At 63.3% G+C, this 25,755-nt stretch carries 27 protein-coding genes; 19 read left to right on the top strand and 8 right to left on the bottom strand.

The genetic code is table 11. The features are described 5' to 3' along the window. Nucleotides 1-16 precede the first annotated feature (16 nt). From holA to PG887_RS03645, 13 genes are all read left to right on the top strand, one after another. On the top strand, nucleotides 17-1,051 hold the full coding sequence (gene holA / locus PG887_RS03705; RefSeq protein WP_270821195.1) for a DNA polymerase III subunit delta: 1,035 nt from the start codon (nucleotides 17-19) through the stop codon (nucleotides 1,049-1,051). Continuing rightward, nucleotides 1,045-1,698: a nicotinate-nucleotide adenylyltransferase gene (nadD, locus tag PG887_RS03700; RefSeq protein ID WP_270821194.1), complete on the top strand. Its 654-nt coding sequence runs from the start codon at nucleotides 1,045-1,047 to the stop codon at nucleotides 1,696-1,698. Before holA ends, nadD begins: the two co-directional genes overlap by 7 nt. 212 nt (nucleotides 1,699-1,910) lie before the next feature. Further along, the gene (gene rsfS / locus PG887_RS03695) at nucleotides 1,911-2,252 is read left to right on the top strand and encodes a ribosome silencing factor (RefSeq protein ID WP_010673762.1); all 342 of its coding nucleotides are present in this window, start codon (nucleotides 1,911-1,913) and stop codon (nucleotides 2,250-2,252) included. A gap of 21 nt (nucleotides 2,253-2,273) precedes the next feature. Further along, nucleotides 2,274-2,741: a 23S rRNA (pseudouridine(1915)-N(3))-methyltransferase RlmH gene (gene rlmH / locus PG887_RS03690; protein WP_005298242.1), complete on the top strand. Its 468-nt coding sequence runs from the start codon at nucleotides 2,274-2,276 to the stop codon at nucleotides 2,739-2,741. A gap of 64 nt (nucleotides 2,742-2,805) precedes the next feature. Further along, a complete protein-coding gene (gene mrdA, locus PG887_RS03685; protein ID WP_010673761.1) occupies nucleotides 2,806-4,719 on the top strand; it encodes a penicillin-binding protein 2 in 1,914 nt (637 codons plus the stop codon). Continuing rightward, nucleotides 4,716-5,819, top strand: coding sequence for a rod shape-determining protein RodA (rodA, locus tag PG887_RS03680; RefSeq protein WP_010673760.1), 1,104 nt, complete (start codon nucleotides 4,716-4,718; stop codon nucleotides 5,817-5,819). The genes mrdA and rodA overlap by 4 nt, the downstream gene beginning before the upstream one ends. After that, complete coding sequence (gene mltB, locus PG887_RS03675) at nucleotides 5,819-6,817, top strand: lytic murein transglycosylase B (protein WP_201889896.1); 999 nt, start codon at nucleotides 5,819-5,821, stop codon at nucleotides 6,815-6,817. The genes rodA and mltB overlap by 1 nt, the downstream gene beginning before the upstream one ends. After that, nucleotides 6,759-7,688 carry a septal ring lytic transglycosylase RlpA family protein gene (locus tag PG887_RS03670; RefSeq protein WP_201889897.1) on the top strand — a complete coding sequence of 310 codons (930 nt, stop codon included), beginning with the start codon at nucleotides 6,759-6,761 and terminating at the stop codon, nucleotides 7,686-7,688. Before mltB ends, PG887_RS03670 begins: the two co-directional genes overlap by 59 nt. Before the next feature lie 165 nt (nucleotides 7,689-7,853). After that, the gene (locus PG887_RS03665; RefSeq protein WP_104455449.1) at nucleotides 7,854-9,083 is read left to right on the top strand and encodes a D-alanyl-D-alanine carboxypeptidase family protein; all 1,230 of its coding nucleotides are present in this window, start codon (nucleotides 7,854-7,856) and stop codon (nucleotides 9,081-9,083) included. A 279-nt stretch (nucleotides 9,084-9,362) separates the two neighbouring features. Further along, nucleotides 9,363-9,626 (top strand): DUF493 family protein YbeD, encoded by a 264-nt coding sequence (ybeD, locus tag PG887_RS03660; RefSeq protein ID WP_010673756.1) that lies wholly within the window; start codon nucleotides 9,363-9,365, stop codon nucleotides 9,624-9,626. A gap of 93 nt (nucleotides 9,627-9,719) precedes the next feature. Continuing rightward, entirely contained in the window at nucleotides 9,720-10,412 is a 693-nt protein-coding gene (gene lipB, locus PG887_RS03655; protein ID WP_010673755.1) for a lipoyl(octanoyl) transferase LipB, read from the top strand. 85 nt (nucleotides 10,413-10,497) lie between these two features. Beyond that, a complete protein-coding gene (gene lipA / locus PG887_RS03650; RefSeq protein ID WP_109111910.1) occupies nucleotides 10,498-11,463 on the top strand; it encodes a lipoyl synthase in 966 nt (321 codons plus the stop codon). Between the two features lie 145 nt (nucleotides 11,464-11,608). Further along, nucleotides 11,609-12,097: a GNAT family N-acetyltransferase gene (locus PG887_RS03645; protein WP_201889899.1), complete on the top strand. Its 489-nt coding sequence runs from the start codon at nucleotides 11,609-11,611 to the stop codon at nucleotides 12,095-12,097. A 33-nt stretch (nucleotides 12,098-12,130) separates the two neighbouring features. On the opposite strand, the gene nqrE is transcribed toward PG887_RS03645, so the two are convergent. From nqrE to PG887_RS03615, 6 genes are all read right to left on the bottom strand, one after another. After that, complete coding sequence (nqrE, locus tag PG887_RS03640) at nucleotides 12,131-12,730, bottom strand: NADH:ubiquinone reductase (Na(+)-transporting) subunit E (protein WP_010673752.1); 600 nt, start codon at nucleotides 12,728-12,730, stop codon at nucleotides 12,131-12,133. Nucleotides 12,731-12,932: 202 nt separating this feature from the next. Continuing rightward, on the bottom strand, nucleotides 12,933-13,226 hold the full coding sequence (locus PG887_RS03635; RefSeq protein ID WP_113977477.1) for a hypothetical protein: 294 nt from the start codon (nucleotides 13,224-13,226) through the stop codon (nucleotides 12,933-12,935). Nucleotides 13,227-13,532: 306 nt separating this feature from the next. Beyond that, nucleotides 13,533-14,036, bottom strand: a complete 504-nt coding sequence (locus tag PG887_RS03630; RefSeq protein WP_113977476.1) for a GNAT family N-acetyltransferase — start codon at nucleotides 14,034-14,036, stop codon at nucleotides 13,533-13,535. Nucleotides 14,037-14,076: 40 nt separating this feature from the next. Then, nucleotides 14,077-15,258 carry a MerR family transcriptional regulator gene (locus tag PG887_RS03625; RefSeq protein ID WP_270821193.1) on the bottom strand — a complete coding sequence of 394 codons (1,182 nt, stop codon included), beginning with the start codon at nucleotides 15,256-15,258 and terminating at the stop codon, nucleotides 14,077-14,079. Between the two features lie 151 nt (nucleotides 15,259-15,409). Further along, on the bottom strand, nucleotides 15,410-17,140 hold the full coding sequence (gene recJ, locus PG887_RS03620; RefSeq protein ID WP_104452440.1) for a single-stranded-DNA-specific exonuclease RecJ: 1,731 nt from the start codon (nucleotides 17,138-17,140) through the stop codon (nucleotides 15,410-15,412). Beyond that, nucleotides 17,106-17,807 (bottom strand): disulfide isomerase DsbC N-terminal domain-containing protein, encoded by a 702-nt coding sequence (locus PG887_RS03615; protein WP_270821192.1) that lies wholly within the window; start codon nucleotides 17,805-17,807, stop codon nucleotides 17,106-17,108. The genes recJ and PG887_RS03615 overlap by 35 nt, the downstream gene beginning before the upstream one ends. Nucleotides 17,808-18,066: 259 nt before the next feature. Here PG887_RS03615 and mscL point away from each other — a divergent pair, with 259 nt between their 5' ends. Next, entirely contained in the window at nucleotides 18,067-18,477 is a 411-nt protein-coding gene (gene mscL / locus PG887_RS03610; protein WP_010673746.1) for a large-conductance mechanosensitive channel protein MscL, read from the top strand. Nucleotides 18,478-18,551: 74 nt separating this feature from the next. Here the strand turns inward: mscL and xerD are convergent, their stop codons facing one another. Next, nucleotides 18,552-19,451, bottom strand: coding sequence for a site-specific tyrosine recombinase XerD (gene xerD / locus PG887_RS03605; protein ID WP_042014490.1), 900 nt, complete (start codon nucleotides 19,449-19,451; stop codon nucleotides 18,552-18,554). 183 nt (nucleotides 19,452-19,634) lie between these two features. Between xerD and fldB the strand changes: the two genes are divergently transcribed. The 4 genes from fldB to PG887_RS03585 all read left to right on the top strand — a co-directional run bounded on the left by fldB (nucleotide 19,635) and on the right by PG887_RS03585 (nucleotide 23,816). Further along, complete coding sequence (gene fldB, locus PG887_RS03600; RefSeq protein WP_041212516.1) at nucleotides 19,635-20,153, top strand: flavodoxin FldB; 519 nt, start codon at nucleotides 19,635-19,637, stop codon at nucleotides 20,151-20,153. Between the two features lie 402 nt (nucleotides 20,154-20,555). After that, nucleotides 20,556-21,956, top strand: coding sequence for a TldD/PmbA family protein (locus tag PG887_RS03595; RefSeq protein ID WP_041212515.1), 1,401 nt, complete (start codon nucleotides 20,556-20,558; stop codon nucleotides 21,954-21,956). Next, nucleotides 21,956-23,296 (top strand): TldD/PmbA family protein, encoded by a 1,341-nt coding sequence (locus PG887_RS03590; RefSeq protein ID WP_201889903.1) that lies wholly within the window; start codon nucleotides 21,956-21,958, stop codon nucleotides 23,294-23,296. The genes PG887_RS03595 and PG887_RS03590 overlap by 1 nt, the downstream gene beginning before the upstream one ends. Nucleotides 23,297-23,438: 142 nt before the next feature. Then, nucleotides 23,439-23,816 carry a VOC family protein gene (locus tag PG887_RS03585; RefSeq protein WP_010673739.1) on the top strand — a complete coding sequence of 126 codons (378 nt, stop codon included), beginning with the start codon at nucleotides 23,439-23,441 and terminating at the stop codon, nucleotides 23,814-23,816. 71 nt (nucleotides 23,817-23,887) lie between these two features. On the opposite strand, the gene PG887_RS03580 is transcribed toward PG887_RS03585, so the two are convergent. Further along, on the bottom strand, nucleotides 23,888-24,814 hold the full coding sequence (locus tag PG887_RS03580) for a L,D-transpeptidase family protein (RefSeq protein WP_041212511.1): 927 nt from the start codon (nucleotides 24,812-24,814) through the stop codon (nucleotides 23,888-23,890). Between the two features lie 675 nt (nucleotides 24,815-25,489). Between PG887_RS03580 and PG887_RS03575 the strand changes: the two genes are divergently transcribed. Further along, on the top strand, nucleotides 25,490-25,755 hold a 266-nt coding region (locus tag PG887_RS03575; protein ID WP_270821191.1), incomplete at its 3' end, for a transposase.

The following is a 25,755-nucleotide window of genomic DNA, read 5'->3' as shown; positions in this document are numbered from 1 at the left end:
TGATGAGAGGGTGTTGATGAGAGTCTATCCCGAGCAGTTTGCGGATCATCTCAAGGCAGGGCTCAAGCCCTGCTATCTCATTTTTGGGGACGAGCCCCTGCTCAAACTGGAAGCTGTCGACGCCGTGCGTCAGGTGGCACGCAAACAGGGCTTCGATGAACGCCACAGCTTCGTGGTGGAACAGGGGCTGGACTGGAACCAGGTCTACGATGCCTGCCAGGCCATGAGCCTGTTCTCGGCCCGCCAGATCATCGAGCTGGAGCTGCCCGCCAAGATCGACAAGGATCTCGCCGCCCGCATCAGCGACATTGGCAAGCAGCTCCACCCCGACCTGCTGCTGGTGCTCTCGGGCCCCCGCCTCAACCAGGCCCAGATGAAGGCGGCCTGGTTCGACAAGCTGAGCCAGAGCGGCACCTATGTGCCGGTCAACCACCCCGAGCCCCGCTTCTTTCCGCGCTGGATGAGCGCCCGTTTTCAGCGCTTCGGCCTCAAGGCACTGCCGGATGCGGTCAACTTCATGTGCCACGCCTACGAGGGCAACCTGCTGGCCGCGAGCCAGGAGATCGAGAAGCTGACCCTGCTCTCCCCGCCCCAGCCCATCAGCGTCGCCTATCTGCAGGAGACCATCATCCGCCACGCCCACTTCACCCCCTTCCAGCTCGTCGATACCCTGCTGGAAGGAAAGGTGAACCGGGCCCAGCGCATCCTGCTGGCCCTGCGCGCCGAGGGCACCGAACCCGGCATGCTGGCCTGGACCCTGTGCCGCGAACTGGAGCAGCTCACCGAGCTGGCGCTGGCCGCCCGCGCCGGACAGCCCCTGGTGGAACATTTCAGCCGCTTGCGCATCTGGCAGAGCCGTCAGCAGCTCATCCAGCAGGCGCTGACCCGGCTTCCCTTCCCCAAGATCCGGCAACTCTGGCAACTGATGGCCCGGCTGGACCATGCCCAACGCCATTTCGACACCGAGCAGGCCTGGCTGATGCTGCAAACCATCGCCCTCGGCTTTCGTGACGGTACCCCGCTCCCCCTGCTGGAGACGGAATCATGCTGACACCGCCCATCGGGATCCTCGGCGGCACCTTCGATCCCATTCACATCGGCCACCTGAGGCCCGCCATCGAGGCCCGGGACGCCCTGGGTCTGGCCGAGGTGCGCCTGCTCCCGAACCATATCCCGCCCCACCGGGCCAATCCGCTCTGCTCCAGCGAGCAGCGACTCGCCATGGTCCGGCTCGCTGCGGCGGACAACCCGGGATTCGTGGTGGATGAGCGGGAGCTCAGGCGCGACACTCCCTCCTGGACCATCGACACCCTTGTCGAGTTGAGGAGCGAGCTGCCGGACACCCCGCTCTGCTTTTTGATGGGGATGGATTCCCTGCTCGGCCTGCCGGGCTGGCACCGCTGGCAGGAGCTGCTCGATTACGCCCACCTGGTGGTGAGCTGCCGCCCAGGCTGGCAACCGGATTATCCCGTCCAGGTGGCCGAGCTGCTGGCCCGCCACCAGACCCGGGACATTCGGGCTCTCCATCGCCAGCGCCACGGTCATGTCTGGCTTTGTGACAATCTGCCGGTCGAGCTGTCGGCCACACGCCTGCGTGCCCTGCTCGCGGCAGGCCAGGATCCCAAATACCTGCTGCCCAACCCGGTCGCCGACTATATCCGGCGCCACGGGCTCTACCGCTCATCGGCAACGCAGTAAACGGCGCCACGCAGGCGGGTCAGCCGACACGTCCGGGCGCACCGGGCCCGGCCCTGACTATTGCCAGGCCGGGTTGCACACTATAGTGATCGTCAAGGGGCCCCTCCCCCACGGGACGGCGCCCCCGGCGATGCTCCCTTTGCCAGGCTGGGAAACGGGAGTGACCATGATATAATCCGCCGCCCTCTGGCGCCGGAAGATAGGAGAAGACATTGCAAGGCCAAGAATTGCTCGCCTTTATCGTCGACAAGATCGATGACATGAAAGGCCGCGACATCATTACCCTCGATGTGCGCGGCAAATCCAGCATCACGGACACCATGATCATCTGCTCCGGCAACTCCAATCGTCACGTCAGTGCCATCGCCCACAACCTCGCCAGCGAGGCCCGTCATGCGGGGCTCGACCTGCTGAGCGTGGAAGGGGAACTCACCGGTGAGTGGGTGCTGGTGGACATGGGGTCGGTCATCGTCCACGTGATGCAGGATGAGTACCGCGACTTCTACCAGCTGGAAAAACTCTGGAGCGGCGCCGCCCAGGTCAATTCGCAATAAAGGGCGACAGCGTAACCAAAGATGAAGATCCAGTTGATTGCCGTGGGCACCAAGATGCCTGCCTGGGTAGAGCATGGCTTCGAAGAGTACCGTCGCCGCTTCCCCAAAGACATGCCGTTCGAGCTGGTCGAGATCGGCGCAGGCAAGCGCGGCAAGAATGCAGACATTCCCCGCATCCTGCAAAAGGAAGGGGAAGCCATGCTGGCCGCCGCCGGCCGCTCCCGCATCGTGACCCTGGACATTCCGGGCAAGCCCTGGACCACGGAGCAGCTCGCCGTGCAACTGGAAGCCTGGAAGCTGGATGGCCGGGATGTGGCGCTGCTGGTGGGTGGCCCGGAGGGGCTCTCCCCCGAGTGCAAGGCTGCCGCGGAACAGAGCTGGTCGCTCTCACCCCTGACCCTGCCCCATCCCCTGGTGCGGGTGCTGGTGGCCGAGAGCCTCTACCGCGCCTGGAGCATCACCACCAATCACCCTTATCACAGAGAGTGACCCATGCCGACCCTGAGCATGCATTTCTCCTCTCTCACCCGCACGTCAGCCACAAGGTAACGGCATGCTGAAGAATCGCATTGAAATGCGCGATCACAGTGCCGAGGGACGTCTGTTCTTCCGGCGCACCCTGGTCGCCTACATCGGCATGGTCACCCTCATGCTGGTGCTGCTGGCTAACCTCTACTACCTGCAAGTAGAGTCTTACGAAACTTATCAGACACGATCCAACGACAACCGCATCCGTGTGGTGCCGGTGGCGCCGCCCCGTGGCCTCATCTACGACGCCAACGGTGTCCTGCTGGCGGAAAACCGCCCTGTCTACAGCCTGGAGATCGTCCCCGAAGAGACCGAGAACCTGGAGAAGACCGCGGACGACCTCATCACCCTGCTGGCCCTGCCGGAGGGGACCAAGGAGAAGTTCCTGGCCGAGGTCAAACGTCAGCGCCGCTTCAAGCCCGTGCCCCTGTTCGAGAAGCTGACCGAATACCAGGTCGCCCTCTTCTCGGTCAACCAGCACAACTACCCGGGGGCCAGCATCGAGGCCTACCTCAAGCGCTACTACCCGTTCGGCGATACCCTGACCCATGCCCTGGGCTACGTGGCCAAGATCAACACCCGTGACGTGGAGCGCCTCGAGAAGGAGGAGAAGCTCGCCAACTATGCCGCCACCAAGGACATCGGCAAACAGGGGGTGGAGAAGTACTACGAGGATCAGCTGCACGGCGTGGCGGGTTATCAGGAGGTCGAGGTGAACAACCGCGGCCGGGTGGTGCGCACCCTGAAATTCCAGCCCCCCGAGCCCGGCAAGGACATCTACCTCAACATCGACATCCGCCTGCAGTTGAAGGCACAGGAGCTGCTGGCCGGCCGCCGGGGCGCCATCGTGATGATGGAACCCAACACCGGCGCCATCCTGGCCATGGAGTCGAGCCCGAGCTACGACCCCAACCTGTTCGTGACCGGCATCTCCAGCGCCAACTACTCGGCGCTGCTCAACGATCCCGCCCGGCCGCTGGTGAACCGAACCACCCAGGGCATCTATGCCCCCGCCTCCACCGTCAAGCCCATGATGGCGGTGATGGGGCTCAACGAGGGGGCGATCACTCCCAATTACCGCTACTTCGGCGGGCCCAGCTTCTCCATCCCGGGCACCACCAAGAAGTTCCGGGACTGGCGCCGCTGGGGCCACGGCTGGCTCGACGTCTATCGCGCCATCGAAGTGTCTGCGGACACTTATTTCTACGATCTCGCCTACCGGGTCGGCATCGACAAGATCAACAGCTACATGACCAAGTTCGGCTTCGGCCAGTACAGCGGCGTGGACCTCTATGAAGAGACCCGGGGCGTCATGCCCTCCCGGGACTGGAAGATGGCCCGCTGGCGTCAACCCTGGTACCAGGGGGACACCATCTCCATCGGCATCGGCCAGGGCTACTGGAGCGCCACCCCGATCCAGCTCGCCAAGGCCATCAGCATCCTGACCCAGAACGGTCACGACGTGACGCCGCACCTGCTCAAGAGCACCGCCTCCTCCGATGGCGTGGTCAACGCCCCCATCAACCCGAACGTGGCCATCGCCGCCAAGAGCGATACCTACTGGCAGGTGGCCAAGGACGGCATGTGGCGCGTCATCAACGGCCACGAAGGGACGGGGCGCCGCGCCTTCGCCAATACCCCCTACAAGGCGGCGGGCAAGTCCGGCACCGCCCAGGTGGTGGGCCTCAAGGAGAACCAGGTCTACAACGCGGCCACCACCAAGGTGGAGCACCGCGACAACGCCCTGTTCGTCGCCTTCGCCCCCTTCGAGGCACCCAAGGCGGTCGTCGCCCTGGTGCTGGAGAACGCCGGGGGCGGCAGCGCCATGGCGGCACCGGTCGCCCGCCACATGCTGGATGCCTATCTGCTCCCGCCGGAACCCCAGTTGCCACCGGCACCGGAAAAGCCGTCCCAACCGAGTGAGGTCGTTTCCCAATGAGTAATTCTGCCCGCCAGCAGAGCATCTGGTACAAGCTGCACATCGACCTGCCGCTGCTGCTCGGCCTGCTGACCCTGATGGCCCTCTCCATGGTGGTGCTCTACTCCGCCTCGGGCCAGGATCTCGACTCCATCGTGCGCCAGCTGGTGCGCGGCGCCCTGGCCTTCGGTCTGATGATCGGCATGGCCCAGCTGCCGCCCTCCCTCTATGCCCGCTGGTCGGTGCCCCTGTTTGCGGTGGTGGTGCTGCTGCTCATCGCGGTGGACGTGTTCGGCCATATCGGCAAGGGGGCCCAGCGCTGGCTCGATCTCGGCTTCATGAAGTTCCAACCCTCCGAGGTGATGAAACTCTCCATGCCCATCATGGTGGCCGCCTGGCTCAGCCGGCACTCCCTGCCGCCAAAGTTCAGCCATGTGATGATCGCCCTGGTGATGGTGCTGCTGCCCACCCTGCTGATCGCGGCCCAACCCGATCTCGGCACCTCCATCCTGGTGGCCGCTTCCGGCTTCTTCGTCATCTTCCTGGCGGGGATCAGCTGGTGGCTCATCGGGCTCGCGGTCTTGCTCATCTGCGCCTTCATGCCGGTTCTCTGGTTCTTCCTGATGCACGACTACCAGCGCCAGCGGGTGCTGATGCTGCTGGACCCGGAGAAGGACCCCCTCGGTCGCGGCTATCACATCATCCAGTCCAAGATTGCGATCGGCTCCGGCGGCGTGTTTGGCAAGGGGTGGCTGCAAGGCACCCAGTCCCAGCTCGAATTCCTGCCAGAGCGCCACACCGACTTCATCTTCGCCGTCTTCAGCGAGGAGTTCGGTCTGGTGGGAGTGGCCCTCTTGCTGGTCATCTACCTCTACATCATCAGCCGCTGCCTGTTTATCTCCATGCAGGCCCAGAACAGCTTCGAACGCCTGCTGGGGGGCGCCCTGACCCTGACCTTCTTCGTCTATGTGTTCGTCAACATGGGCATGGTAAGCGGCATCCTGCCGGTGGTAGGGGTTCCCCTGCCACTGGTGAGCTACGGCGGTACCTCCATGGTGACCCTGATGGCGGGCTTCGGCGTTCTGATGTCCATCCAGACCCACAGGCGGCTGCTCGCCTGATGCGGCTCGGCTGGCTGGCTCTATCTCTGTGCACCCTGACGGCGGGTGCTGCCGTCTCGCCGGCCCGGCTCAGCCTGCTTGCCGAGCAGCAGCAGGTGCCGCTGGCAGAGTTGCAGGCCGCCGCCGCCCAGGCCAGCCTGCGCCAGGAGGTGCTGGACACCATCCGCCGCCCCTGGGAAGCCAAGCCCTGGCACCGCTACAGGCCGCTGTTCATCACCCCGGAGCGCATCCGGGACGGAGTGGGATTCTGGCAGCGCCATGCCGCCACCCTGGCACGGGCCGAGCAGACCTACCAGGTCCCCGCCTCCCTCATCGTCGCCATCATCGGCATCGAGACCTTTTACGGTCGACAGATGGGGCGCCACCCGGTGCTCGACAGCCTTTACACCCTGGGATTCCACTACCCCGAACGGGCGGATTTCTTCGCCAAGGAGTTTGCCCAGCTGGTGCTGCTTGCCCGGGAAGAGAAGTGGCCGCTCACCACCCTCAAGGGCTCCTATGCCGGTGCCATGGGCATGGGCCAGTTCATGCCCTCCAGCTACCGCCACTACGCGGTCGACTTCGACGGAGACGGCAAGCGGGATCTCTTCGCCAACCCGGCAGATGCCATCGGCAGCGTGGCCAACTACTTCGCCCTGCACCACTGGCGCTGGGGCGAGCCGGTGGTGGAGCCCGCCTTGATCGGATTGGCGCCAGTAGGTACCCTGCTTGCACCCGAGCCCGAGCTCAGACACCGCTGGGCAGAGCTGGCCGCTGCGGGCATTGAAGTCGCCACACCGCCGTCACCCGAGACGCCGGTAAAACTGCTGGCGATGGAGCAGGCCGAAGGACCGGAATACTGGGTCGCGCGCCACAATTTTTACGTGATCACCCGCTACAATCGCAGCCCTCTCTATGCGATGGCGGTGCATCAACTCAGTCAAGCAATCCAGGACGCTTATGCATTACAGCCACAAACTTCTTCCCCTCAGCCTGACCTTGTTGCTGGCCGCCTGTAGCAGCCAACCCGAACCCCAGCCGCTGCCGCCAGAGCCCGTCCCCCAGGAGAAGCCCCAGGTCATCGAGATCCCCCAGGCGACCGGCGCCATTCCCCGCCCCGAACCCATGAGCGAGAGCGGCAACCGGGACTACTGGATTGGCAAGCAGAAGTTTGAGGTGTGGCGCGACATCAAGCACTACAGCGAGGAAGGCACTGCCAGCTGGCTCTCCCGGGATCTGGACGGCAACAAGACTGCCAACGGCGACGTGCAGGACAGCACCCTGTTCAGCGCCGCCCACCGCAACCTGCCCCTGCCAAGCTACGTGCGGGTCACCAATCTGGACAACGGTCTGGAGACCATAGTACGCGTCAATGATCGCGGTCCCTTCGGCAGCGATCGCCTCATCGATCTCTCCCACGCCGCCGCCGCGCAGCTGGAGATGGTGGAAGGGGGTGAGGCCCGGGTGCGCCTCGAACTCATTACCGATCAGCCGGATCAGATGGTAGAGATGGTGCCCATGACCCCGATGACGCCCATGGAGCCTGCGGCGCCAGCCGCCAATTCCTTCGTGAACGAGGCGCCGGCCCCCACGGCACCGGCCAAGGCCGCCCCTGCTCCTGCTCCTGCCGCCACGGCGACCACCACCGTCTCCCCTCCCAAGGCCGGTGCGACCCAGGGCAAGATGATCCAGGTGCTTGCCAGCGGCTCGCAGGCGCGGGCCGAGGCCATGGGCAAGGTGATGACCCAGCGCTATGGCGTGCCGTACCAGGTGGTGGCGCACGGCGCCGTCTTCCGCGTCCTGCTCGGGCCCGTGGCCAGCGACAAGCAGGCCCCCCTGCTCGAGCAGATACGCCAGGGCGGGTTGGAGCAGGCCTTCATCGTGCCCTGATACCCGCCCCGACCTCGCGCCGGGATACGACGCGAGGTCGGGGACCATCCCATAAAATCCCGTCCAGGTCGCATCTCGGACTATGACCGACACGCACATCTGGTATAGTGGGGCCCGCTTTTTTTCAACTTGGGTACATCCCATCCAGGCACCAGGAATTTCAAGATGTCCAAATTTGCCCGCTCCGTTATTCTGGCCTCCCTGTTAAGCGCCACCGCTCAGGCCAACCAGCCTGTTCCGACCCCGGATTCGGCCCTGCCGAGTGCCCAGCCGGTCCCCACTTTGAACAGCGCCCCCATGGTGGTGCCTGCCGCGCCCGAGATCTCCGCCAAGGCCCACATCCTGATCGACTACTTCTCCGGCCAGGTGCTGGCCGAGCAGAACGCCGACGAGCGTCTGCCCCCCGCCAGCCTGACCAAGATGATGACCTCCTACATCGTCGGCGACGAGCTGCACAAGGGGAACATCAAGGGCACCGACATGGTGACCATCAGCCAGAACGCCTGGTCCAAGAACTACTCCGACTCCTCCAAGATGTTCATCGAGGTGGGCAAGCAGGTCTCCGTCGATGATCTCAACAAGGGCATCATCATCCAGTCCGGCAACGACGCCTGTGTCGCCATGGCCGAGCACCTGGCGGGCAGCACCGACTCCTTTGCCAGCCTGATGAACGCCTGGGCCGCCAAGCTCGGCATGAAGGACTCCCAGTTCAAGAACCCCCACGGCCTGGATGAAGAGGGCCACTACAGTACCGCCCGCGACATGGCCCGCCTGGGTCAGGCCCTGATCCACGATCAGCCGGAGGAGTACAAGATCTACTCCCAGAAGTCCTTCGTGTTCAACGGCATCACCCAGCACAACCGCAACCGCCTGCTGTGGGACCAATCCCTGCAGGTTGACGGCATCAAGACAGGTCACGTCAGCCAGGTCGGCTACAACCTGGTCTCTTCCGCCACCAACAACGAAGGCATGCGCCTGATCGCCGTGGTCATGGGGGCCAACAGCGAGGCCTCCCGCGCTGCCGAGAGCAAGAAGCTGCTCACCTACGGCTTCCGCTTCTTCCAGAGCCTGACCCCCTACAAGGCGGGCACCGAACTGGTCACCCAGAAGATCTGGATGGGCGACAAGCCGGAAGTGAAGCTGGGGGTCGACAAGGACGTCTCCGTGCTGGTCACCCGTGGCCAGGGCAACAACCTCAAGGCGGACTTCCAGCTGGAGAGCGAGCTGAAGGCGCCCCTGGCCAAGGGCCAGCGCGTCGGCACCGTGTACCTCAAGCAAGGGGACAAGGAGATCAAGCAGGTTCCCCTGGTTGCCCTGGAAGAGGTGCAGGAAGGTGGCCTGATAAGCCGCCTGTGGGATTACCTGGTGATGCTGGTCTCCAGCTGGTTCAAGTAACAGACCCTTCCTCAAGCAGCGGCGCCAACAGGCGCCGCTGCTGTCTTTTGCGGTCTGTCCAGTCAATAACCCTGTAATCTGCAGGTTCCGCCGACTGACGATTTGTGGTAAAAAGCAGCATTTCCACGTCTTGCCGCACCGCCGGGTCTTGATCCCGAGGCGGCTCATGCCCATATAGACTGGGAACTGTCCCCTGGGGGCAGATGAGGGGACCGTTTCGGCGGCCCTCAAAGACGTAAAGATGACGTCGCGTCCCGGCGACCCAGAAAGGTGAAGTAGATGAATACCAAGTTTGATGAACTGCTGGAGTTCCCCTGCAAGTTCCCGTTCAAGGTGCTTGGCGTGGCCGATCCCGCCCTGCCCGACATGGTGGTGGAAGTGCTGCAGCAGCACGCCCCCGGCACCTACAGCCCGACCGTTCAGCCGAGCTCCAAGGGCAACTATCACTCGGTACGGGTGACGGTCACCGCCCAGAGCAAGGAACACATCGAGGCCATGTATACCGCCCTTGGCAAGATCGAGCTGGTTCGTTACGTCCTGTAAGTTGCCTCTCTCGCCCCGCCACCGGGGCGACTGATTATTTGCCGCCCGGTCGCAGCGGCGACCGTACCGACACCGCGCCGCCAGTGAGGAAAGATGTCACTCGAAACGCCCGCCGAGCCACAACCGTCAGCCGGCCAACTGCTCGTCAGACAGCTGGGCCGTCGCCCCTACCAGCCGGTGTGGGACGCCATGAAGGCGTTCACCGACAATCGCACCCCCGACACCCCGGACGAGTTCTGGGTAGTGGAGCATGACCCCGTCTACACCCAGGGCCAGGCCGGCAAGGCCGAACACCTGCTCGCCCCGGGCAACATCCCGGTGGTGCAGAGTGATCGCGGCGGCCAGGTGACCTATCACGGCCCGGGCCAGCTGGTGCTCTACGTGCTGGTGGATGTGCGCCGCAGCAAGCTCTCTGTACGGGAGCTGGTGACCTGCCTCGAAACCGCCATCATCAACACGCTCGCCAAAAGCAATATCGAGGCCTACGCCAAGGCCGATGCCCCGGGCGTCTACGTGAAGAGCGATCTGGGTATGGAAGCCAAACTGGCGTCCCTGGGTTTGCGCATTCGCAAGGGGTGCTCGTTCCACGGGTTGGCCCTCAACGTCAACATGGACATGACTCCCTTCCTGCGCATCAATCCGTGCGGCTATGCGGGCATGGCCATGACCCAGACCAGCGCCCTGGGCGGCCCGCAGAGCGTCGCCGAGGCACAGTCCCTGCTGGTGACGGAGCTGGCCCGCCTGATTGGCTACCAAGAGATCACGAATACCGAAGAGGCGGCATGAGCAACCCCATGCCCCGTGGTCACGAGGGAGCCGCAAGGCCCCTGGTGACCGTCAACCAGACAATAACAAACACCGAGAGTGAATCATGAGCAAACCCGTTCGTATGGAGCCGGGCGTCAAGCTGCGCGATGGCGACAAGATGGCCCTGATCCCGGTGAAATTCATGCCGGATCCCAACGAGGAAGTGCTGCGCAAGCCGGAGTGGATGCGGATCAAGCTGCCGCCGTCGAGCCAGAAGATCGAGCACATCAAGAGCACCCTGCGCAAAAACAAGCTGCACTCTGTGTGTGAAGAGGCTTCCTGCCCCAACCTGGCGGAGTGCTTCAACCACGGCACCGCGACCTTCATGATCATGGGCGCCATCTGTACCCGCCGATGCCCCTTCTGCGACGTGGCCCACGGCCGTCCGTTGCCGCTGGATCCGGAGGAACCGAAGAAGCTGGCACTCACCATCAAGGAGATGAACCTCAAGTACGTGGTGATCACCTCGGTGGACCGCGACGATCTGCGGGACGGCGGTGCCCAGCACTTCGCCGACTGCATCCGCGAGATCCGCGAGCACAGCCCCCAGACCCGCATCGAGATCCTGACCCCGGACTTCCGTGGCCGGATGGAGCAGGCGCTGGAGGTGTTCCGCGAGACCCCGCCTGACGTCTTCAACCACAACCTGGAAACCGCCCCGCGCATGTACCGGGTTGCCCGTCCGGGTGCCGACTACAAGTGGTCCCTGGAGCTGCTGCGCCGCATCAAGGAGATGCACCCCCACGTGCCGACCAAGTCCGGTCTGATGATGGGCCTTGGCGAGACCAACGAGGAGATCGTCGAGGTACTCAAGGATCTGCGCGAGCACGGCGTCAACATGCTGACCCTGGGCCAGTATCTGCAACCGAGCCGCCACCACCTGCCGGTGAAGCGTTATGTGCCGCCCGCAGAGTTCGACGAACTCAAGGATGTGGCCATGGAGCTCGGCTTCAGCCACGCCGCCTGCGGTCCCTTCGTGCGTTCCTCCTACCACGCAGACCTGCAAGCCAAGGGGGAAGAGGTCAAATAAGCCTCTTTTCCTGCTGGCAGAAAAAAGAGCGCCCCTGGGCGCTCTTTTTTTATCGCCGTCACCTCGCAGGCAGCGGTTGTCCCTTTGTGATTGGCGCCGTTCTGGCGTAACGTGGCCACTCCCCTTCTCTGGAGTGCTGTGCCGGATGCCGACTCTCACCGTTCACCTGATCCCCCTGCGTGACGCAGACTTTCCCGCCTATCGCGACTACTTCATCGAGGATTACGCCCAGGATCTTGCCAGCAACCACGGGATGGCGCTGCCTGACGCCCACCGTCAGGCCGACGCCTCGTTGCAGCAGCTCCTGCCACTGGGTGTCGCCACCCCGGGTCATCACCTGCTCGCCATGGTACCTGAAGCCTCGAACGCGCCGGGCGAGCCTCTGGGCTATCTCTGGCACGCCATCGACGCCGCCGCCGGCACCACCTTCATCTACGACTTCTATGTGACACCGCCCCATCGTGGTCGCGGCCTCGGCAAGGCAGCCATGGCCGCCCTGGAAGCGCAGCTCGCCCCCCTAGGCATCCACCAGATCAAGCTGAGGGTGGCCCATGACAACCCGAGGGCACTGGCGCTCTATCAGGCGCTGGGCTTCACCATCACCGGCTACAACATGGCAAAGCGTCTGGATTGAGCACCTTCATTGGGCCACCACCCGGCCCATGGCTCAGAGCGAGATGCCGGAAAAAGACATGAAGCCGAGGGACATCAGCCCGGCCACGATGAAGGTAATGCCGATCCCCCGCAGCCCCTCGGGCACATCCGAATACTTCATCTTCTGGCGCAACCCCGCAATGGCGACGATGGCCAGCAGCCAGCCCAGCCCTGAGCCCGCCCCGTAGACCACGGATTCGATGAAGTCGTAATCCCGCTGGGCCATGAACATCACCCCGCCGAAGATGGCGCAGTGCACCGTCAGCAGCGGCAGATAGATACCGAGCGCGTGATGGAGCGCTGGGAAATGTTTGTCGAGCACCATCTCCATCACCTGCACCAGCGCCGCCAGCACCCCGATGTAGACGATGAAATCGAGAAAGCCCAGATCAAACTCCCCGAGGAAGGTACTCTCGGGACGCAGGATATGGCGGTAGATCAGGTTGTTGAGGGGAATGGCTATCACCATGACCACCAGCACCGTCATGCCCAAACCGAAGGCGGTGTTGATGTTCTTGGAAACGGCCAGGAAGGTGCACATGCCAAGGAAGAAGGCCAGCGCCAGGTTTTCCACAAAAATCGACTGGATGAAGAGATTGACGTAATAGTCCATGAATGAGTTCACCACTTGGTTGCAATAAGAGCACGTCCGCGCCCGGCCAACGGCCAGTCGCGAAGATGACGTCACGGATGACGTTTACAGAGAGAGCTGGCGCAGCACCCAGAATGACCACGGCAGCCGCCAGACTGCCGAGCAGCCCGGTCAGCGGTACTCAATGACGGGGATCAAACGGGCAGGCGCCCGGCTGGTGAACCTAGTCGCCCTGGCAGAAGCGATATTGCAGGTGGTGGCAGCGAAGCCGCCGTGTGTGCAGAGCGCCGAAGTAGTCGGGCCGCTGCCTGAGATAGATGAGAGGCAGGAAAAACAGCAGGCCGCAGAGCAGGCCGAGGATCTCGTGCTGGAACCAGGCCAGCAGCACCTCATAGAGCTCGGCTTGAGCGGCCCCTTCCAACCGTCGACCCTGCTCGAAGCTGAGCCGCCACTGGCCGCCCGGCGGCAGGCTGACGTTGTCGGCAAGCCCCGGGTTCGCTGGCTCATGGAACAGCATCGGCCGCTCCTGCCCTTGCGTCTCCATTCCCTTAGTTGCAACGACCCCTGCCGCCGCCGCAGCGGCAAGCCAGAGAAGGCAGGCGATGGCAAGCACCATCGGCCATGACGAGGGGCGGCGAGAGGATGACAAGGGGGCTGTCCGTCAAGAAAAATTACAGGTGGAATATATCACAATACCGTCACTTATTGCATTTTCCACCATGAGATATTAACAGGAGCGATATTAAACACCGCCCCATTCCCTAAAACCGGCAAGGTTGCACCACCTTGAGAAAGCGACTTGCATCTTCCTCAAGGTGAGGGCTTAGCCCTGCTCGAAGGCCGGGTGATAGCGCACTTCACCACTGGGCATGTCAGCGCCGAACGAGCGGGCCATGAAGTACTCGGGCGGCACGCCGGGCAGCGTCAACCCCGGCTCGGACACGAAACCAAAACGGCCGTAGAAGCCGGGATCCCCCAGCACCACGCAGCCGGCCGCTCCCATCCCCTTGAGCTCGGCCAGACCCGCGTCCATCAGCCGTGACCCCAGCCCCCTGCCCTGAAGCGCAGGAGAGACCGAAATGGGGCCAAGGCCATACCAGTGCGGGCTGCCATCGCTGATGGTGACCGGCGAGAAGCAGAGGTGGCCGACCACCCGCCCCGCCTGCTCCGCCACCAGCGACAGGCTGAGTGCCCCGGCCTGGCGCAAGGCGCGCACGATCAGCTGTTCGTTGTGATCGGTATGGGGGGCATTGAGGAACGCGGCCACGGTCAGCGCTTCAATGGCGTCGTGATCGGCGCCCGTTTCAGGTCGAATGAGAATATTCATAAGGTTTTCTCCATTTGTTATCTTGCAATGGATGGCCTGATCAGACTGTCTGCAGGCAGCAGATCACATAGCCATAGCAGCCCAGGTATTGGCGGTGGATGGCCACTTCCCGGCTCAGATCCTGCCAGGCTGGGCTATCCCCCAGCTCGGCACGGTGGCGCGCCAGATTGCGCTCGATGGGATCCAGATAGTTGTCCCAGGCCCTTTGCGGTAACGGGGTGTGCCACAGGCAGCGATAACCCGCCTCCTGCACCGTTTTGAGCAGGCCCGCCAGGGTCTGCATGGTGGGATAATCCCGCTGCCAGAACGCCAGTGCCTCCTCTGGCGGCGTGTCCGTCAGCCACACCAGGTCGCTCAGCACCAGGCAGGCAGCAGGGCCGGCAAGGTACGACCGCCATGTCTGCAAGGCGTTGGCCACCCCGATGGTGTAGGCGCTCCCCTCGGCCCAGATGAGATCGGCGGGGGCCAGGTCTGCCGGCAGCGCCGCCATGTTGGCGCACAGGGTAGTGACCTGACTCAGCCCCGCCGCACTGGCGCTACGGGCCACGGCGGCCAGCGCCTCCTCGTCCAGATCGATGGCTACGATGGTGGCGTCCGTCACCTGTGCCAGCGCCAGGGTGGCGGCGCCGCGCCCACAGCCCATGTCGAGGATCCGGCGAGGCTGGCTGGGCAGCGCGGCAAATTGCTGCTGGGTGAAGAGGCTATCGCCCGGCCCCCAATAGCTCATGCCATCCAGCAGCAGCTTGAAATCCCGGATGTAGCGCTCATGTTCATTCATGTCTTTGCTGAGCCACTGCAGGTGGTAACGCTCTTTTTCACTGAATCCCTGCTTCATCACCCAGGCAAAGTAAGCCTGCGGGGCTTGATGCTGCAGTTGCCGCTGCCAGGCCTTGAACTCGTCGCCGGAGTGCGCACGCAAACCGGCGAGATCCGCCAGCAGATCCCGGGCGCGTTGCATCCGCGCCAGCTCTTCATCCAGCTCCCTGACCCGGGCTTCCAGCGTTGCCTGCTCCAGCTCGCCCGCCAGACAGGCGAGGCACTGCTTGAGGCTGAGGCCACCCGCCTGCAGAGCCTGTACCATCCGCAGCCGCTGCAGATCGTCATCGTCGTAGTGGCGATAGCCGTTGGCGCTCCTCGTGCCCGCAATCACCCCCAGCTTCTCGTAATAGAGCAGGGTGGAGCGGGCCAGGCCGCAGCGCCGGGCCAGTTCGGATATTTTCATGACAACCACTCGCTGAGGGGTCCGTGACCCGATGAAGGGAAGCTTAAACTGTGAAGCAATAGACGGGTCAACGACAACATCCGGGTTAACACCATAAAAAAACGGCCACCCTGAGGTGGCCGTCATAGGCAGCAAAAGAAACTCACGAACGTCAGAGGCCGGCGGCCTCCAGATGCTCCACCAGCAGCTGCACGCTGCGGTTGCCGCGCCACTCGTTGACGTCGAGCCGGTAGACCAGCCGCACCCGCTTCACCGAAGCATCGGGCCAGCGCTGCAAGTCGACGCCAAAGGCGATGGCATCCACCGCGTGGCCGGAATCCGTGGTCAGCATCATCTTGAGGTGCTTCTCCCCCACCAGCCGCTGCTGCACCAGCACGAATTCCCCGTCAAACAGCGGCTCGGGGAAGGCCTGACCCCAGGGGCCGGAGGCGCGAATAAGCTCCGCCAGCTCGAGGGTGAGCTCGTCCGGCAGCAGCTCGCCATCGGTGAGCAGCACCCCGGTCAAGAGCTCAGGGGTCACCAGCTCGCCGATGACCGCCTCGAAGGCCCGGCCGAAGGCCTCGATATTGGCCTTGGGCAGGGTCAACCCGGCCGCCATGGCGTGGCCGCCAAACTTGCCCATCAAGCCGGGGTGGCGGGTATCGAGCAGTTCCAGCGCATCGCGCAGGTGCACCCCCGGGATGGAGCGCCCGGAGCCCTTGAGCTCGGTCTCGCTGCTCTCGGCAAAGGCGATGACCGGGCGGTAGTACTTCTCCTTCACCTTGGAGGCCACCAGCCCCACCACCCCCTGATGCCACTCGTCCCGGTGCAGCACGATACCCGACGGCACCTCGCCGTCACGAAAACGGATCTGCTCCAGGGTGGCGAGCGCCTCCTGCTGCATCCCCTGCTCGATCTCCTTGCGCTCCTGGTTGAGGCTGTCCATTTCGGAGGCGAACTGGCGCGCCAGGTTGATGTCGTCACAGAGCAGACAGGCGACCCCGAGGGACATGTCATCGAGCCGGCCCACCGCGTTGAGGCGCGGCCCCAGCGCAAAGCCGAGATCGGCAGCGCACAGGCGACGACCGTCGCGGCCCGACACATCCACCAGCGCCTGGATGCCGGGGCGACAACGGCCGGCCCGGATCCGCTGCAACCCCTGATGAACCAGGATGCGGTTGTTGCCATCGAGCGCCACCACGTCGGCCACGGTGCCGAGGGCCACCAGATCCAGGTAATCCGCCACGTTGGGGGCGCGCAGCCCCTGGCGCTCATACCAGCCGCTCTGGCGCAGATGGGTGTTGAGGGCCGCCATCAGATAGAAGGCGACCCCGACCCCGGCCAGGGACTTGGAGGGGAAGTCGCAGCCATGCTGGTTGGGGTTCACTATCGCGTCGGCGTCAGGCAGCTCCTGACCCGGCAAATGGTGATCGGTAACCAGTACCTGCATGCCTGCCGCCTTGGCCGCCGCCACCCCGGCGATGCTGGAGATCCCGTTGTCCACCGTGATCAGGAACTCGGCGCCGCGGGCCACCGCCAGCTCGACGATCTCCGGGGTGAGGCCATAACCGAACTCGAATCGGTTGGGCACCAGAAAATCGATGTGGTGCCCCCCCATGGCGCGCAAGGCCAGCACGCACAGGGCCGAGCTGGTGGCGCCGTCGCAGTCGAAGTCACCGACGATGAGAATGCGTTTTTGCGCCGTCAGCGCCTCGGCCAGCAGCGGCACCGCCTGCGCCATGCCGAACAGACGCTGGGGCGGCAGCAGCTGGTTGGCGCTGCGCTCCAGCAGGGCAGGGTCTTCGACCCCGCGGCTGGCGAAGATCTGGCGAAGCAGCGGGTGCAGGGTGGCGGGCAGATGGGAATCATCAACTCGCGGACGACGACGGATTTGCAGGGGCATTGATGTGATCCAGTATCTTGAGCAGTTGTTCGGGGCTCTGGTAACCGCGCACCAGGTCGCCATTGGGCAGGACCCAGCTCGGTGACGCCTTGATCCCGAGCCACTGGCTCAGGCCGATATGATGGGCAAGGATCGCATTACAGCCGCTCTCAGGCAAACGATCGCTGAAGTTGAGTTCGCGCAGCAGCCCGGGATCGCACCAGCTAGCCTGATCCGAGGCGGCGACAGGTGCAGGCAGCAGTTCGCTCACGCTCCTCGCCTGCAAGCGGGGCAACTCCTCCAGCGCGATGCGGCAAGGACCGCAGGCGAGATCGGTAAACAGGGTGAGGCGGTGGCGTTCAGGGGTGGCCTTGAGCCAGAGCCGGGCCTCCCCTATCTGGGAGAGCGCCAGCCTGCGTTGCTGCTGCTGGCTGAGCCGGGTGAGGTTTCTCATGTCGTGGGCCAGATCCAGCATGGAGCCCTGCAGCACATAGTCTCCCCTGGCATCGCTGTAGAGCAGTCCCTGGGCCGTGCCCAGCAGATAGAGGCCCGGCATGGGGGTCTCGTCCACCAGGTAGACCTGCACACCGAGGCGCTGCTCTATGGTCTGTTTCAACACATGGGGGTCCATCCCCGCGCTGGCCGCAAAAGCGCACAGCAGCATCATTCCCAGCAGTAAATATCGCATCAGCTCATTCACTTGGCATGATTGAAGGGTCTCATAAGGTAACCCAGACAATTCCCTCTCCCAAAGACCTTAATTAGTGATCGATTAATAACGTCCGCAAGAAAAAATCACGGGATGACAGGTTGCCAATCGGGCTTGAGCCCCGCAAGCTAATCAGGACGACGGGAGACATCTTTAGTCATCCCTCTGTTTTGCTGATGTTTTATTATTCAAATCGACGTGCGCTCAGGTGGCACGTTGTCCATTTCTAGGGGGAAAAATGAGTCTTATTCAAGAGTTCAAGGCCTTTGCATCCAGGGGCAATGTGATCGACATGGCGGTCGGTATCATCATAGGTGCCGCCTTTGGCAAGATTGTCTCCTCCTTCGTGGGAGACGTGATCATGCCCCCCATCGGGCTGATCCTGGGGGGCGTGGATTTCAGCGATCTCGCCGTGACCCTGAAGGCCGCCGAAGGGGATGCCCCTGCCGTGGTCATCGCCTACGGCAAGTTCATCCAGACCTGTATCGACTTCCTGATCATCTCCTTCGCCATCTTCATGGGGCTCAAGGCCATCAACACCCTGAAGAAGAAGCAGGAAGAGGAAGCCGCTGCCCCGGCCGGCCCCACCAAGGATCAGGAGCTGCTGACCGAGATCCGCGACTTGCTGAAATCCCAGCAGGGGAAATAACCGTTTCCTCCCTGTCGTGTGCTGAAAAAAAAACCGCCTTCGGGCGGTTTTTTGTTGCAAGGCCGATGAGGCGATCAGGCTCTGGGGTGGTGCTGGCCGTGCAGTGCCTTGAGCCGCTCGTTGGCCACGTGGGTATAGATCTGGGTGGTGGAGAGATCCGCGTGGCCCAGCAGCATCTGCACCACCCGCAAGTCGGCGCCGTGATTGAGCAGGTGGGTGGCGAAGGCGTGACGCAGGGTGTGGGGGGAGAGTTCCCCCCTGATGCCGGCTCTCAGGGCATAGAGCTTGATGCGGTGCCAGAAGGTCTGGCGGGTCATCATCCGGGCCCGCTTGGAGGGGAACACCACGTCCGAGCTGGTGCCACCCAGCAGCAGGGTGCGCCCCTCCCGGTAGTAGCGCTCCAGCCAATGCACCGCCTCTTCCCCCATGGGGACCAGGCGCTCCTTGTTGCCCTTGCCCACCACCCGCACCAGCCCCTGGCGCAGGCTGACGTGTTCGGCGGTCAGCCCCACCAGCTCGGACACCCGCAGCCCGGTGGCGTAGAGCAGCTCGAGCATTGCCTTGTCCCGCAGCTCCAGCGGATCGTCCACCAGGGGCGCTTGCAGCAGCGCCTCCACCTCGGCTTCGCTCAGATCCGATGGCAGCTTTTTGGGGAGCTTTGGCCCCTCCAGCAGCACGGTGGGATCGTCGCTGCGCAGCTTCTCGCGATTGAGATACTGGTAGAAGCGGCGCAGGGCCGAGAGGAAACGGGCCGTACTGCTGGCCGCGAACTGATGGTCCACCCGCCAGGCGAGGTAGTGCTGGATGTCGTCCAGCCCCGCCAGCAGCAGGGAACCGCCTTGCTCATCGAGCCAGAGGGCAAATTTTTCCAGGTCGGTGCGATAGGAGCTGACCGTGTTGTCGGAAAGCCCCCGCTCCAGCCAGAGGGCGTCGAGAAACGGCTCGATCAGGGGATGGGATTCTGCTTTGCTCATGGTGCGCCGCGCTCAGGGAAACAGGTCGCCATTGTAACGTGCCGACCCACCCGGGCCGCAAGGCAAGGCTGCACATCCCCTCAGGCGGTGAAGAGCCCGGCGCAATCTGCTAGACTAGCGCCCTCCCCCCGGGCGCCGCTGTGCCGGTCACGCCCCTTGCCGACTGCGATCAAGAGAAGAGCGATGAAGATAGGTTTGTTTTATGGCTCCACCACCTGCTACACCGAGATGGCCGCCGAGAAGATCCGCGCCCTCATCGGCCCCGAGCTGGTCGATCTCCACAACATCAAGGATGTGCCCCTCGCCCGCATGCAGGAGTACGACATCCTGATCCTGGGCATCTCCACCTGGGACTTCGGCGAGCTGCAGGAGGACTGGGAATCCCGCTGGGAAGACATCGCCGACCTGCATCTGGAGGGACGCATCATCGCCCTGTTTGGCATGGGCGATCAGCTTGGCTATGGGGAGTGGTATCAGGATGCCCTCGGCCTGCTGCACGATCAGCTGGTCCCCAAGGGGGTCAAGCTGGTGGGCTACTGGCCCAACGAGGGGTACGAGTTTGACGCCTCCAAGGCGCTCATCGACGATGGCCGCCACTTCGTCGGGCTGGCCCTCGATGACGCCAACCAGTACGACCAGACCGAGTCCCGCATCGAGCAGTGGGTCGACCAGATCCTGAGCGAGATCCACGAACTGCTCTGACCCTGGCCGTCTGGATGTTCGACGACGCCAGCCAATGGACGACCAGACCGACCCCGTATCGAGCAGTGGGTCGACCAGATCCTGAGCGAGATCCACGAACTGCTCTGATCCTGGCCGCCTGGATGTTCAACGACGCCGGCCAATGGGCGACCAGATCGACCCCGTATCGAGCAGTGGGTCAACCTCATATAAAACGAGCGCCATGAGCGGCGCCAACCTCCCCTGCCGGTAGCCTGCGCTCGGGCTGCCGGGCGCATAAATCGCACCGATTTTCTCGTTTGGTATCATCGGCTGACGCTATAGCGACTTTTTGCTTCTGGTCTGCAACAATGAGGTCGACACCCCATAACAACACAACGCCGGGTGTCGGAAGCAAACGGACAGACCAGAAAAGGATATTCTATGACTTCATTCTCCCTGTTGGCCCCCGCCATCGCCCGCGACGTGCTCGATCACGCGCTGGCGCTGGGTGCCGATTTCGCCGAGCTGTTTGTGGAGCGCAAGCGCCGCAGCCAGCTCAGCCTGCTCTCCAGCCAGATAGAGAACATCAGCGGTGGTCTCGACTTCGGTATCGGCGTTCGCCTGTGCTACGGCCACAAGGTGCTCTACGGCTACACCAACCTGGCCGATCGCAACGAGCTCTTGCGCATCGTTACCCTGCTGGCGGCCAAGGACAGGCGTGACCCCGTGGTCACCGCCACTGCCTTTGACTTCACCCGCCTGACCGACCGCAACCCGATCGCTCTGCCGCTGTCGGCCGACAAGCTGCTGGAGCAGAAGATCGCCTACCTGCATGCCATGGACGCTGCGGCCCGCGCCGAGAGCGACAAGGTGAGCCAGTTCTCGGGCAACGTGCTCGGCTGGGAGCAGGAGGTGGAGATCTTCAACAGCGAAGGGGTGCAGGTGAGCGATCGCCGCCACTACAACCGCATCATGGCCCAGACCATCGCCCTGGACGGGGGCGAGCAGAGTGTAGGCTATGAAGCCCCCGGTGCCATGAAGGGATGGGAGCATGCCGAGAGCATCGATCCCCGCGAGCTGGCTCTCACCGCCACCCGCCAGGCACTGGTGAAGCTGGGCGCCGCCCCCTGCCCGAGCGGCAAGCTGCCGGTCATCATGGAGAGCGGCTTTGGCGGCGTCATCTTCCACGAGGCCTGTGGTCACCTGCTGGAGACCACCTCGGTGGCCAAGAAGGCATCCGTGTTCCACGACAAGATGGGCCAACTCATCGCCAACCCCGCGGTCAGCGCGGTGGACGAGGGCTTGCAGGGCAACGCCTGGGGCTCCATCAACGTCGATGACGAGGGGATGGCGACCCAGCACACCCAGCTCATCAAGGACGGCGTGCTGACCGGCTTCCTGGTGGACAGAATGGGGGCCCTTCGCACCGGCTACGCCCGCACCGGTTCCGGGCGCCGGGAATCCTACAAGTTCGCCCCCGCCTCCCGCATGCGCAACACCTATATCGAACCGGGCAACTACAGCCTCGACGACATGCTGGCAACCGTGGAGCACGGTATCTATGCCAAGCGGATGGGGGGGGGCTCTGTGCAGCCCGGTACCGGCGAGTTCAATTTCAACGTGCAGGAGGCCTACCTCATCGAGGGGGGCAGGATCACCCGGCCCCTAAAGTCGGCCACCCTGATCGGCACCGGCCCGCAGGTATTGAAGGAGATCTCCATGGTGGGGCGCGATCTGGCCCTCTCCGCCGGCATGTGCGGCTCGGTCTCCGGATCCATTCCCGCCTCGGTCGGCCAGCCGCCGCTCAAGGTTGACAATATCCTGGTCGGAGGGAACGCCTGATGAGCCAACTCGACATGAACCAACTGCTTGCCCGTCTGCTGGAGCAGGTCGCCGATCTGGGTGCCGAGGCAGACGTCATCGCCAATCAGGAGAAGGCCTTCTCCCTCAAGGCCGACAAGGGCGAACTCAGTGAATACAAGGTCACCAGCAGCCAGCAAATCGGCATTCGCCTCATCAAGGAAGGCCGGGTCGGCATCGCCTATTCCGAGTCCCTCGACGCGTCGGCCCTGGACGCCATGGTGCAGGATGCGCTCGATGCGAGCCGCTTCGCCAAGGTGGACCCGGATCAGCGCATCACAGTGCAGCAGAGCAGGCTCATCACCGACTGCGCCGAGATACATCAGACCGACACCACGGCGGTGGAAGAGAAGATCGCCCTGACCCTGCGCCTCGAGTCCGACATGCTGGCCCTGCCGGACGTGACCGGCGCCCCCTACAACGGCTTCTTCGAGGGGGAGAGCCGCCTCTGGCTTGCCAACAGCCAGGGCAGCATCTGTGAACATCAGGAATTCAGCGTCGGCTGCCACAGCTCCGCTCTCATCGAGCGGGAGGGCCGCCAGTCCATGCACTACCAGGGACAGTACGCACGGCGCTTCGACAAATTGGAGAGCCAGCCTCTCATCCGCCAGATCCACGCCGTGGCCGATGGCCTGCTGATGGGTGAGGCGGTGCCAAGCGGTCGCTACAGCGTCATCTTCAGCACCCACTGCTTTGCCAGCCTGTTTGGCTGCTTCCAGTCCGCCCTGTCTGGCAAGTGGGCCCAGCAGGGGATCAACCCCTGGCGCGACAAGCTGGGCCAAAGCGTGGCTTCTCGCTGGCTCACCCTGGAGAGCCGTGCCTATATGCCGGGGGGCATGAAGATCAAGGCGTTTGACGGCGAAGGGGCCGCCACTTCGGATCTCCTGCTCATCGGCGAGGGGGAGCTCAAGACCCTGCTGCACAACAGCGCCACCGCCCGCCACTTCGGCGTGACGAGCAACGGTGCAGCCGCCCGCAGTGCCCGCAGTGCCCTGGACGTGGCCCCTCGTCACCTGGTGTTCGGGCTCGGCCCCCACGGCGAGGCCGAGGTACAAAGCGGTGAGTACCTGGAGCTGGTCAAGCTGGACGGCCTGCACTCTGGGGCCGATGCGGTGAGCGGCGACTTCTCGTTCGGCGCCTCCGGCTTCCTCTGCCGCAATGGCGAGCGCGTGGCGCCGGTACGCGGCATCACGGTGGCGGGCAACTTCTATCGTCTGCTCGGGGAACTGGAAGCGGTCGGCAACCAGCTGCACCACGACGATGGCAAGGACTTCTATGCCCCGCTGATCCGCTTTGGCGGGCTCAGCATTGCCGGCAAATAAGAGGGGGAGCCTTACTCGGCTCTTCCCCCTTCAAGCGGCGCCATAAGGCGCCGCTTTTTTTATCCATGGCGCCCCCCGACAGCCACTTCTAACCTCAAAGAGCCACCGACCGCGTTGGCCGGGAACTCTGGAGAATACGACGATGGACAACACCCTGGTCTGGGCCGACATTCCGACACGGGATCTGGATCGCGCCATGGACTTCTACTCGGCCCTGCTCGATGTGCAGGTCACCCCCATCCAGGAAGAGACCATGCGCTTTGCCATGCTGCGCCACGACGGCAGCAACGCGGCGGCCTGTCTCGGCCCCATGGACAAATATCACCAGCCCGGCGGTGCCGGTCCCCTCATCTATCTCTCCCTCGGTGACAGGTTGCAGGAGGCGGAGCTGCTGGTCCCACGGCTCGGCGGGCGGGTGCTGGAGCCTCTGCACAGCATCGGCAGTGGTCATGGGTCCAGGGTCATCATCGAGGATACCGAAGGCAACTGGCTGGCCCTCTATGCCCCACCAGCAAGCTGACGTCCGGATACGCACAAACAACAACGGCGACCTGATGGTCGCCGTTGTTGTTTAACTGCACTTGCCGGCCATTACGCCTCTGGATTGAGGCGGGTCGGGATGCCGGTACGCTGTTCCAGCACCTGCTTGACCACGTTGGAATCGCTGTCAGCGTGGGCGATGAAGCGGGTGGTCGCCGGGGTCATGGGCAGCGGCACGGAGGCGGTGGAGTTGAACTCTTCCTCGGTGCGCGACAGCGGCTCGTGCACTTCCATGTAGCGACCGCCATCCGGCTCGACCGTGGTCTTGACCGGCTGGTTGACGAACTGGACGCGGGTGCCGACCGGCACGTGATCGAACAGGTACTTGATGTCGTCGGCGCGCAGGCGCACGCAGCCGCTGCTCACCCGCAGACCGATGCCGAAGGTGGCGTTGGTGCCGTGGATGGCGTACAGGTTGCCGATGTAGAGCGCGTGCAGGCCCATGGGGTTGTCCGGGCCGGCCGGCCAGACCGCGGGCAGGGTCTTGCCCTGGGCGGCGTAGCGGCGACGGATATTCTCGGTCGGGGTCCAGGTCGGGTTGGCACGCTTGCGCTCAACCTTGGTGATCCAGTTCTCAGGGGTGTTGACCCCGAGCTGGCCGATGCCGATGGGCAGCACATGCACCACGTTCTTGCCCTTCGGGTAGTAATAGAGACGCATCTCGGCCACGTTGATGACGATCCCTTCGCGGGGAGCGTTGGGCAGGATCAGCTGATGGGGAATGATCAGAGTACTGCCCGCCTTGGGCAGGTAGGGGTCGACGCCCGGGTTGGCTTCCATGATGTTGGTCAGACCCAGCTGGAAGTCGGAGGCGATCTGCTCCAGCGGACGGTTGTCTGCGGGCACCACGTATTCCTGGTTCTCACCGATCAGGCGGCTGTTGGCTGCAGGCAGCTGGTATTCAACGGCGGCGGCCTGCTGGCTGACCAGCGCCAGCGTACATAAAAGAGCCGAAGCGGCAATGCGAAGGGGATTCATAAAATTCCTGTATGGTTTCCTGTTCCTGTGGGCCTTTGCCCTGCTCATCATCGGTCTCTTGTGGGCCCGTCACCGGGGACCAACAACCGAGCGCGCATTCTTTCCCGAGCAGGGCAAAATTTCAACTTGGAGATGGTCTTTTTCGCCGAAAAGATCCATTTCACTGCCAACTCGGGGGCATCTTTCACCCCTTGCACTCTAGCAACCCCAGTCTGAGCGTAAAATGAACATGGCGCAGACATGCCAAGGCCGTCCCAAATTGCATGACGAGGCGGTCACGAGTACAATCTCGCACCCCGTATATCCGGAGTATCGAGTCACCTCCTGCTCCGATGTGCCCCCATCGGATGGCCGTGCGTCGAAGACGGTTGCTCCACCGATGAACCCACACGACGCCATCAGGTGGCGCCGTCCTGATTTGCAATCAGAACGCAACATAACATACCGCCATAAATTCAGTCACTTACAACAATCTTCAAATTGATATCCATGGAACTATACACAATGCTAGTATGAGACTGCGTTGAGTATTAGGGGCTTCTCATGAGCGATTTGATCGATGTGTTGAGTAAATTTTCTGTACATGACTTGGCTAGAATCCCCCGGTGTCAGAATAGTTGTCGCCTAATCTGAATAATCTAAATGTGAAGACCGGGGGCGGATAAAGAGTGTCGAATGGCTCGTTATTCAAGTGAGCGCAAGGCTGCTTTGCTCAAGAAGCTGCTGCCGCCCATCAATATGTCGGTGGCCGAGTTGGCTCGGCAGGAAAACATCAGCGAGGTCACTCTGTATAATTGGCGCAAACACGCCAAAGACGGAGGGTCTCCTGTGCCCGGGGACAACAAACTGACCGATGAATGGCCCGCCGAGGCCAAGTTCGCCGTCGTGCTGGAAACCGCTGCGCTTTCCGAGATTGAACTCAGTGAGTACTGCCGCCGTAA

Source organism: Aeromonas sp. QDB14, assembly GCF_027707845.1.
Taxonomy (GTDB): Bacteria; Pseudomonadota; Gammaproteobacteria; order Enterobacterales; family Aeromonadaceae; genus Aeromonas; species Aeromonas caviae.
The sequence above is the reverse complement of the archived record's forward strand: the minus strand, read 5'-3'. Positions and strand labels throughout refer to the sequence as shown.

What these genes read in the sequence shown, in the direction of transcription:
- mrdA (WP_010673761.1), top strand. Translation starts at nt 2,806, where the DNA reads ATGCTGAAGAATCGCATTGAAATGCGCGATCACAGTGCCGAGGGACGT.
- nqrE (WP_010673752.1), bottom strand. Translation starts at nt 12,730, where the DNA reads ATGGACTATTACGTCAATCTCTTCATCCAGTCGATTTTTGTGGAAAAC.
- rlmH (WP_005298242.1), top strand. Translation starts at nt 2,274, where the DNA reads ATGAAGATCCAGTTGATTGCCGTGGGCACCAAGATGCCTGCCTGGGTA.
- PG887_RS03665 (WP_104455449.1), top strand. Translation starts at nt 7,854, where the DNA reads ATGTCCAAATTTGCCCGCTCCGTTATTCTGGCCTCCCTGTTAAGCGCC.
- PG887_RS03585 (WP_010673739.1), top strand. Translation starts at nt 23,439, where the DNA reads ATGGACAACACCCTGGTCTGGGCCGACATTCCGACACGGGATCTGGAT.
- ybeD (WP_010673756.1), top strand. Translation starts at nt 9,363, where the DNA reads ATGAATACCAAGTTTGATGAACTGCTGGAGTTCCCCTGCAAGTTCCCG.
- PG887_RS03670 (WP_201889897.1), top strand. Translation starts at nt 6,759, where the DNA reads ATGCATTACAGCCACAAACTTCTTCCCCTCAGCCTGACCTTGTTGCTG.
- PG887_RS03595 (WP_041212515.1), top strand. Translation starts at nt 20,556, where the DNA reads ATGACTTCATTCTCCCTGTTGGCCCCCGCCATCGCCCGCGACGTGCTC.
- PG887_RS03615 (WP_270821192.1), bottom strand. Translation starts at nt 17,807, where the DNA reads ATGCGATATTTACTGCTGGGAATGATGCTGCTGTGCGCTTTTGCGGCC.
- holA (WP_270821195.1), top strand. Translation starts at nt 17, where the DNA reads ATGAGAGTCTATCCCGAGCAGTTTGCGGATCATCTCAAGGCAGGGCTC.
- nadD (WP_270821194.1), top strand. Translation starts at nt 1,045, where the DNA reads ATGCTGACACCGCCCATCGGGATCCTCGGCGGCACCTTCGATCCCATT.
- lipB (WP_010673755.1), top strand. Translation starts at nt 9,720, where the DNA reads ATGTCACTCGAAACGCCCGCCGAGCCACAACCGTCAGCCGGCCAACTG.
- fldB (WP_041212516.1), top strand. Translation starts at nt 19,635, where the DNA reads ATGAAGATAGGTTTGTTTTATGGCTCCACCACCTGCTACACCGAGATG.
- PG887_RS03580 (WP_041212511.1), bottom strand. Translation starts at nt 24,814, where the DNA reads ATGAATCCCCTTCGCATTGCCGCTTCGGCTCTTTTATGTACGCTGGCG.
- PG887_RS03625 (WP_270821193.1), bottom strand. Translation starts at nt 15,258, where the DNA reads ATGAAAATATCCGAACTGGCCCGGCGCTGCGGCCTGGCCCGCTCCACC.
- mltB (WP_201889896.1), top strand. Translation starts at nt 5,819, where the DNA reads ATGCGGCTCGGCTGGCTGGCTCTATCTCTGTGCACCCTGACGGCGGGT.
- PG887_RS03635 (WP_113977477.1), bottom strand. Translation starts at nt 13,226, where the DNA reads ATGCTGTTCCATGAGCCAGCGAACCCGGGGCTTGCCGACAACGTCAGC.
- xerD (WP_042014490.1), bottom strand. Translation starts at nt 19,451, where the DNA reads ATGAGCAAAGCAGAATCCCATCCCCTGATCGAGCCGTTTCTCGACGCC.
- PG887_RS03590 (WP_201889903.1), top strand. Translation starts at nt 21,956, where the DNA reads ATGAGCCAACTCGACATGAACCAACTGCTTGCCCGTCTGCTGGAGCAG.
- rodA (WP_010673760.1), top strand. Translation starts at nt 4,716, where the DNA reads ATGAGTAATTCTGCCCGCCAGCAGAGCATCTGGTACAAGCTGCACATC.
- PG887_RS03645 (WP_201889899.1), top strand. Translation starts at nt 11,609, where the DNA reads ATGCCGACTCTCACCGTTCACCTGATCCCCCTGCGTGACGCAGACTTT.
- recJ (WP_104452440.1), bottom strand. Translation starts at nt 17,140, where the DNA reads ATGCCCCTGCAAATCCGTCGTCGTCCGCGAGTTGATGATTCCCATCTG.
- mscL (WP_010673746.1), top strand. Translation starts at nt 18,067, where the DNA reads ATGAGTCTTATTCAAGAGTTCAAGGCCTTTGCATCCAGGGGCAATGTG.
- lipA (WP_109111910.1), top strand. Translation starts at nt 10,498, where the DNA reads ATGAGCAAACCCGTTCGTATGGAGCCGGGCGTCAAGCTGCGCGATGGC.
- PG887_RS03630 (WP_113977476.1), bottom strand. Translation starts at nt 14,036, where the DNA reads ATGAATATTCTCATTCGACCTGAAACGGGCGCCGATCACGACGCCATT.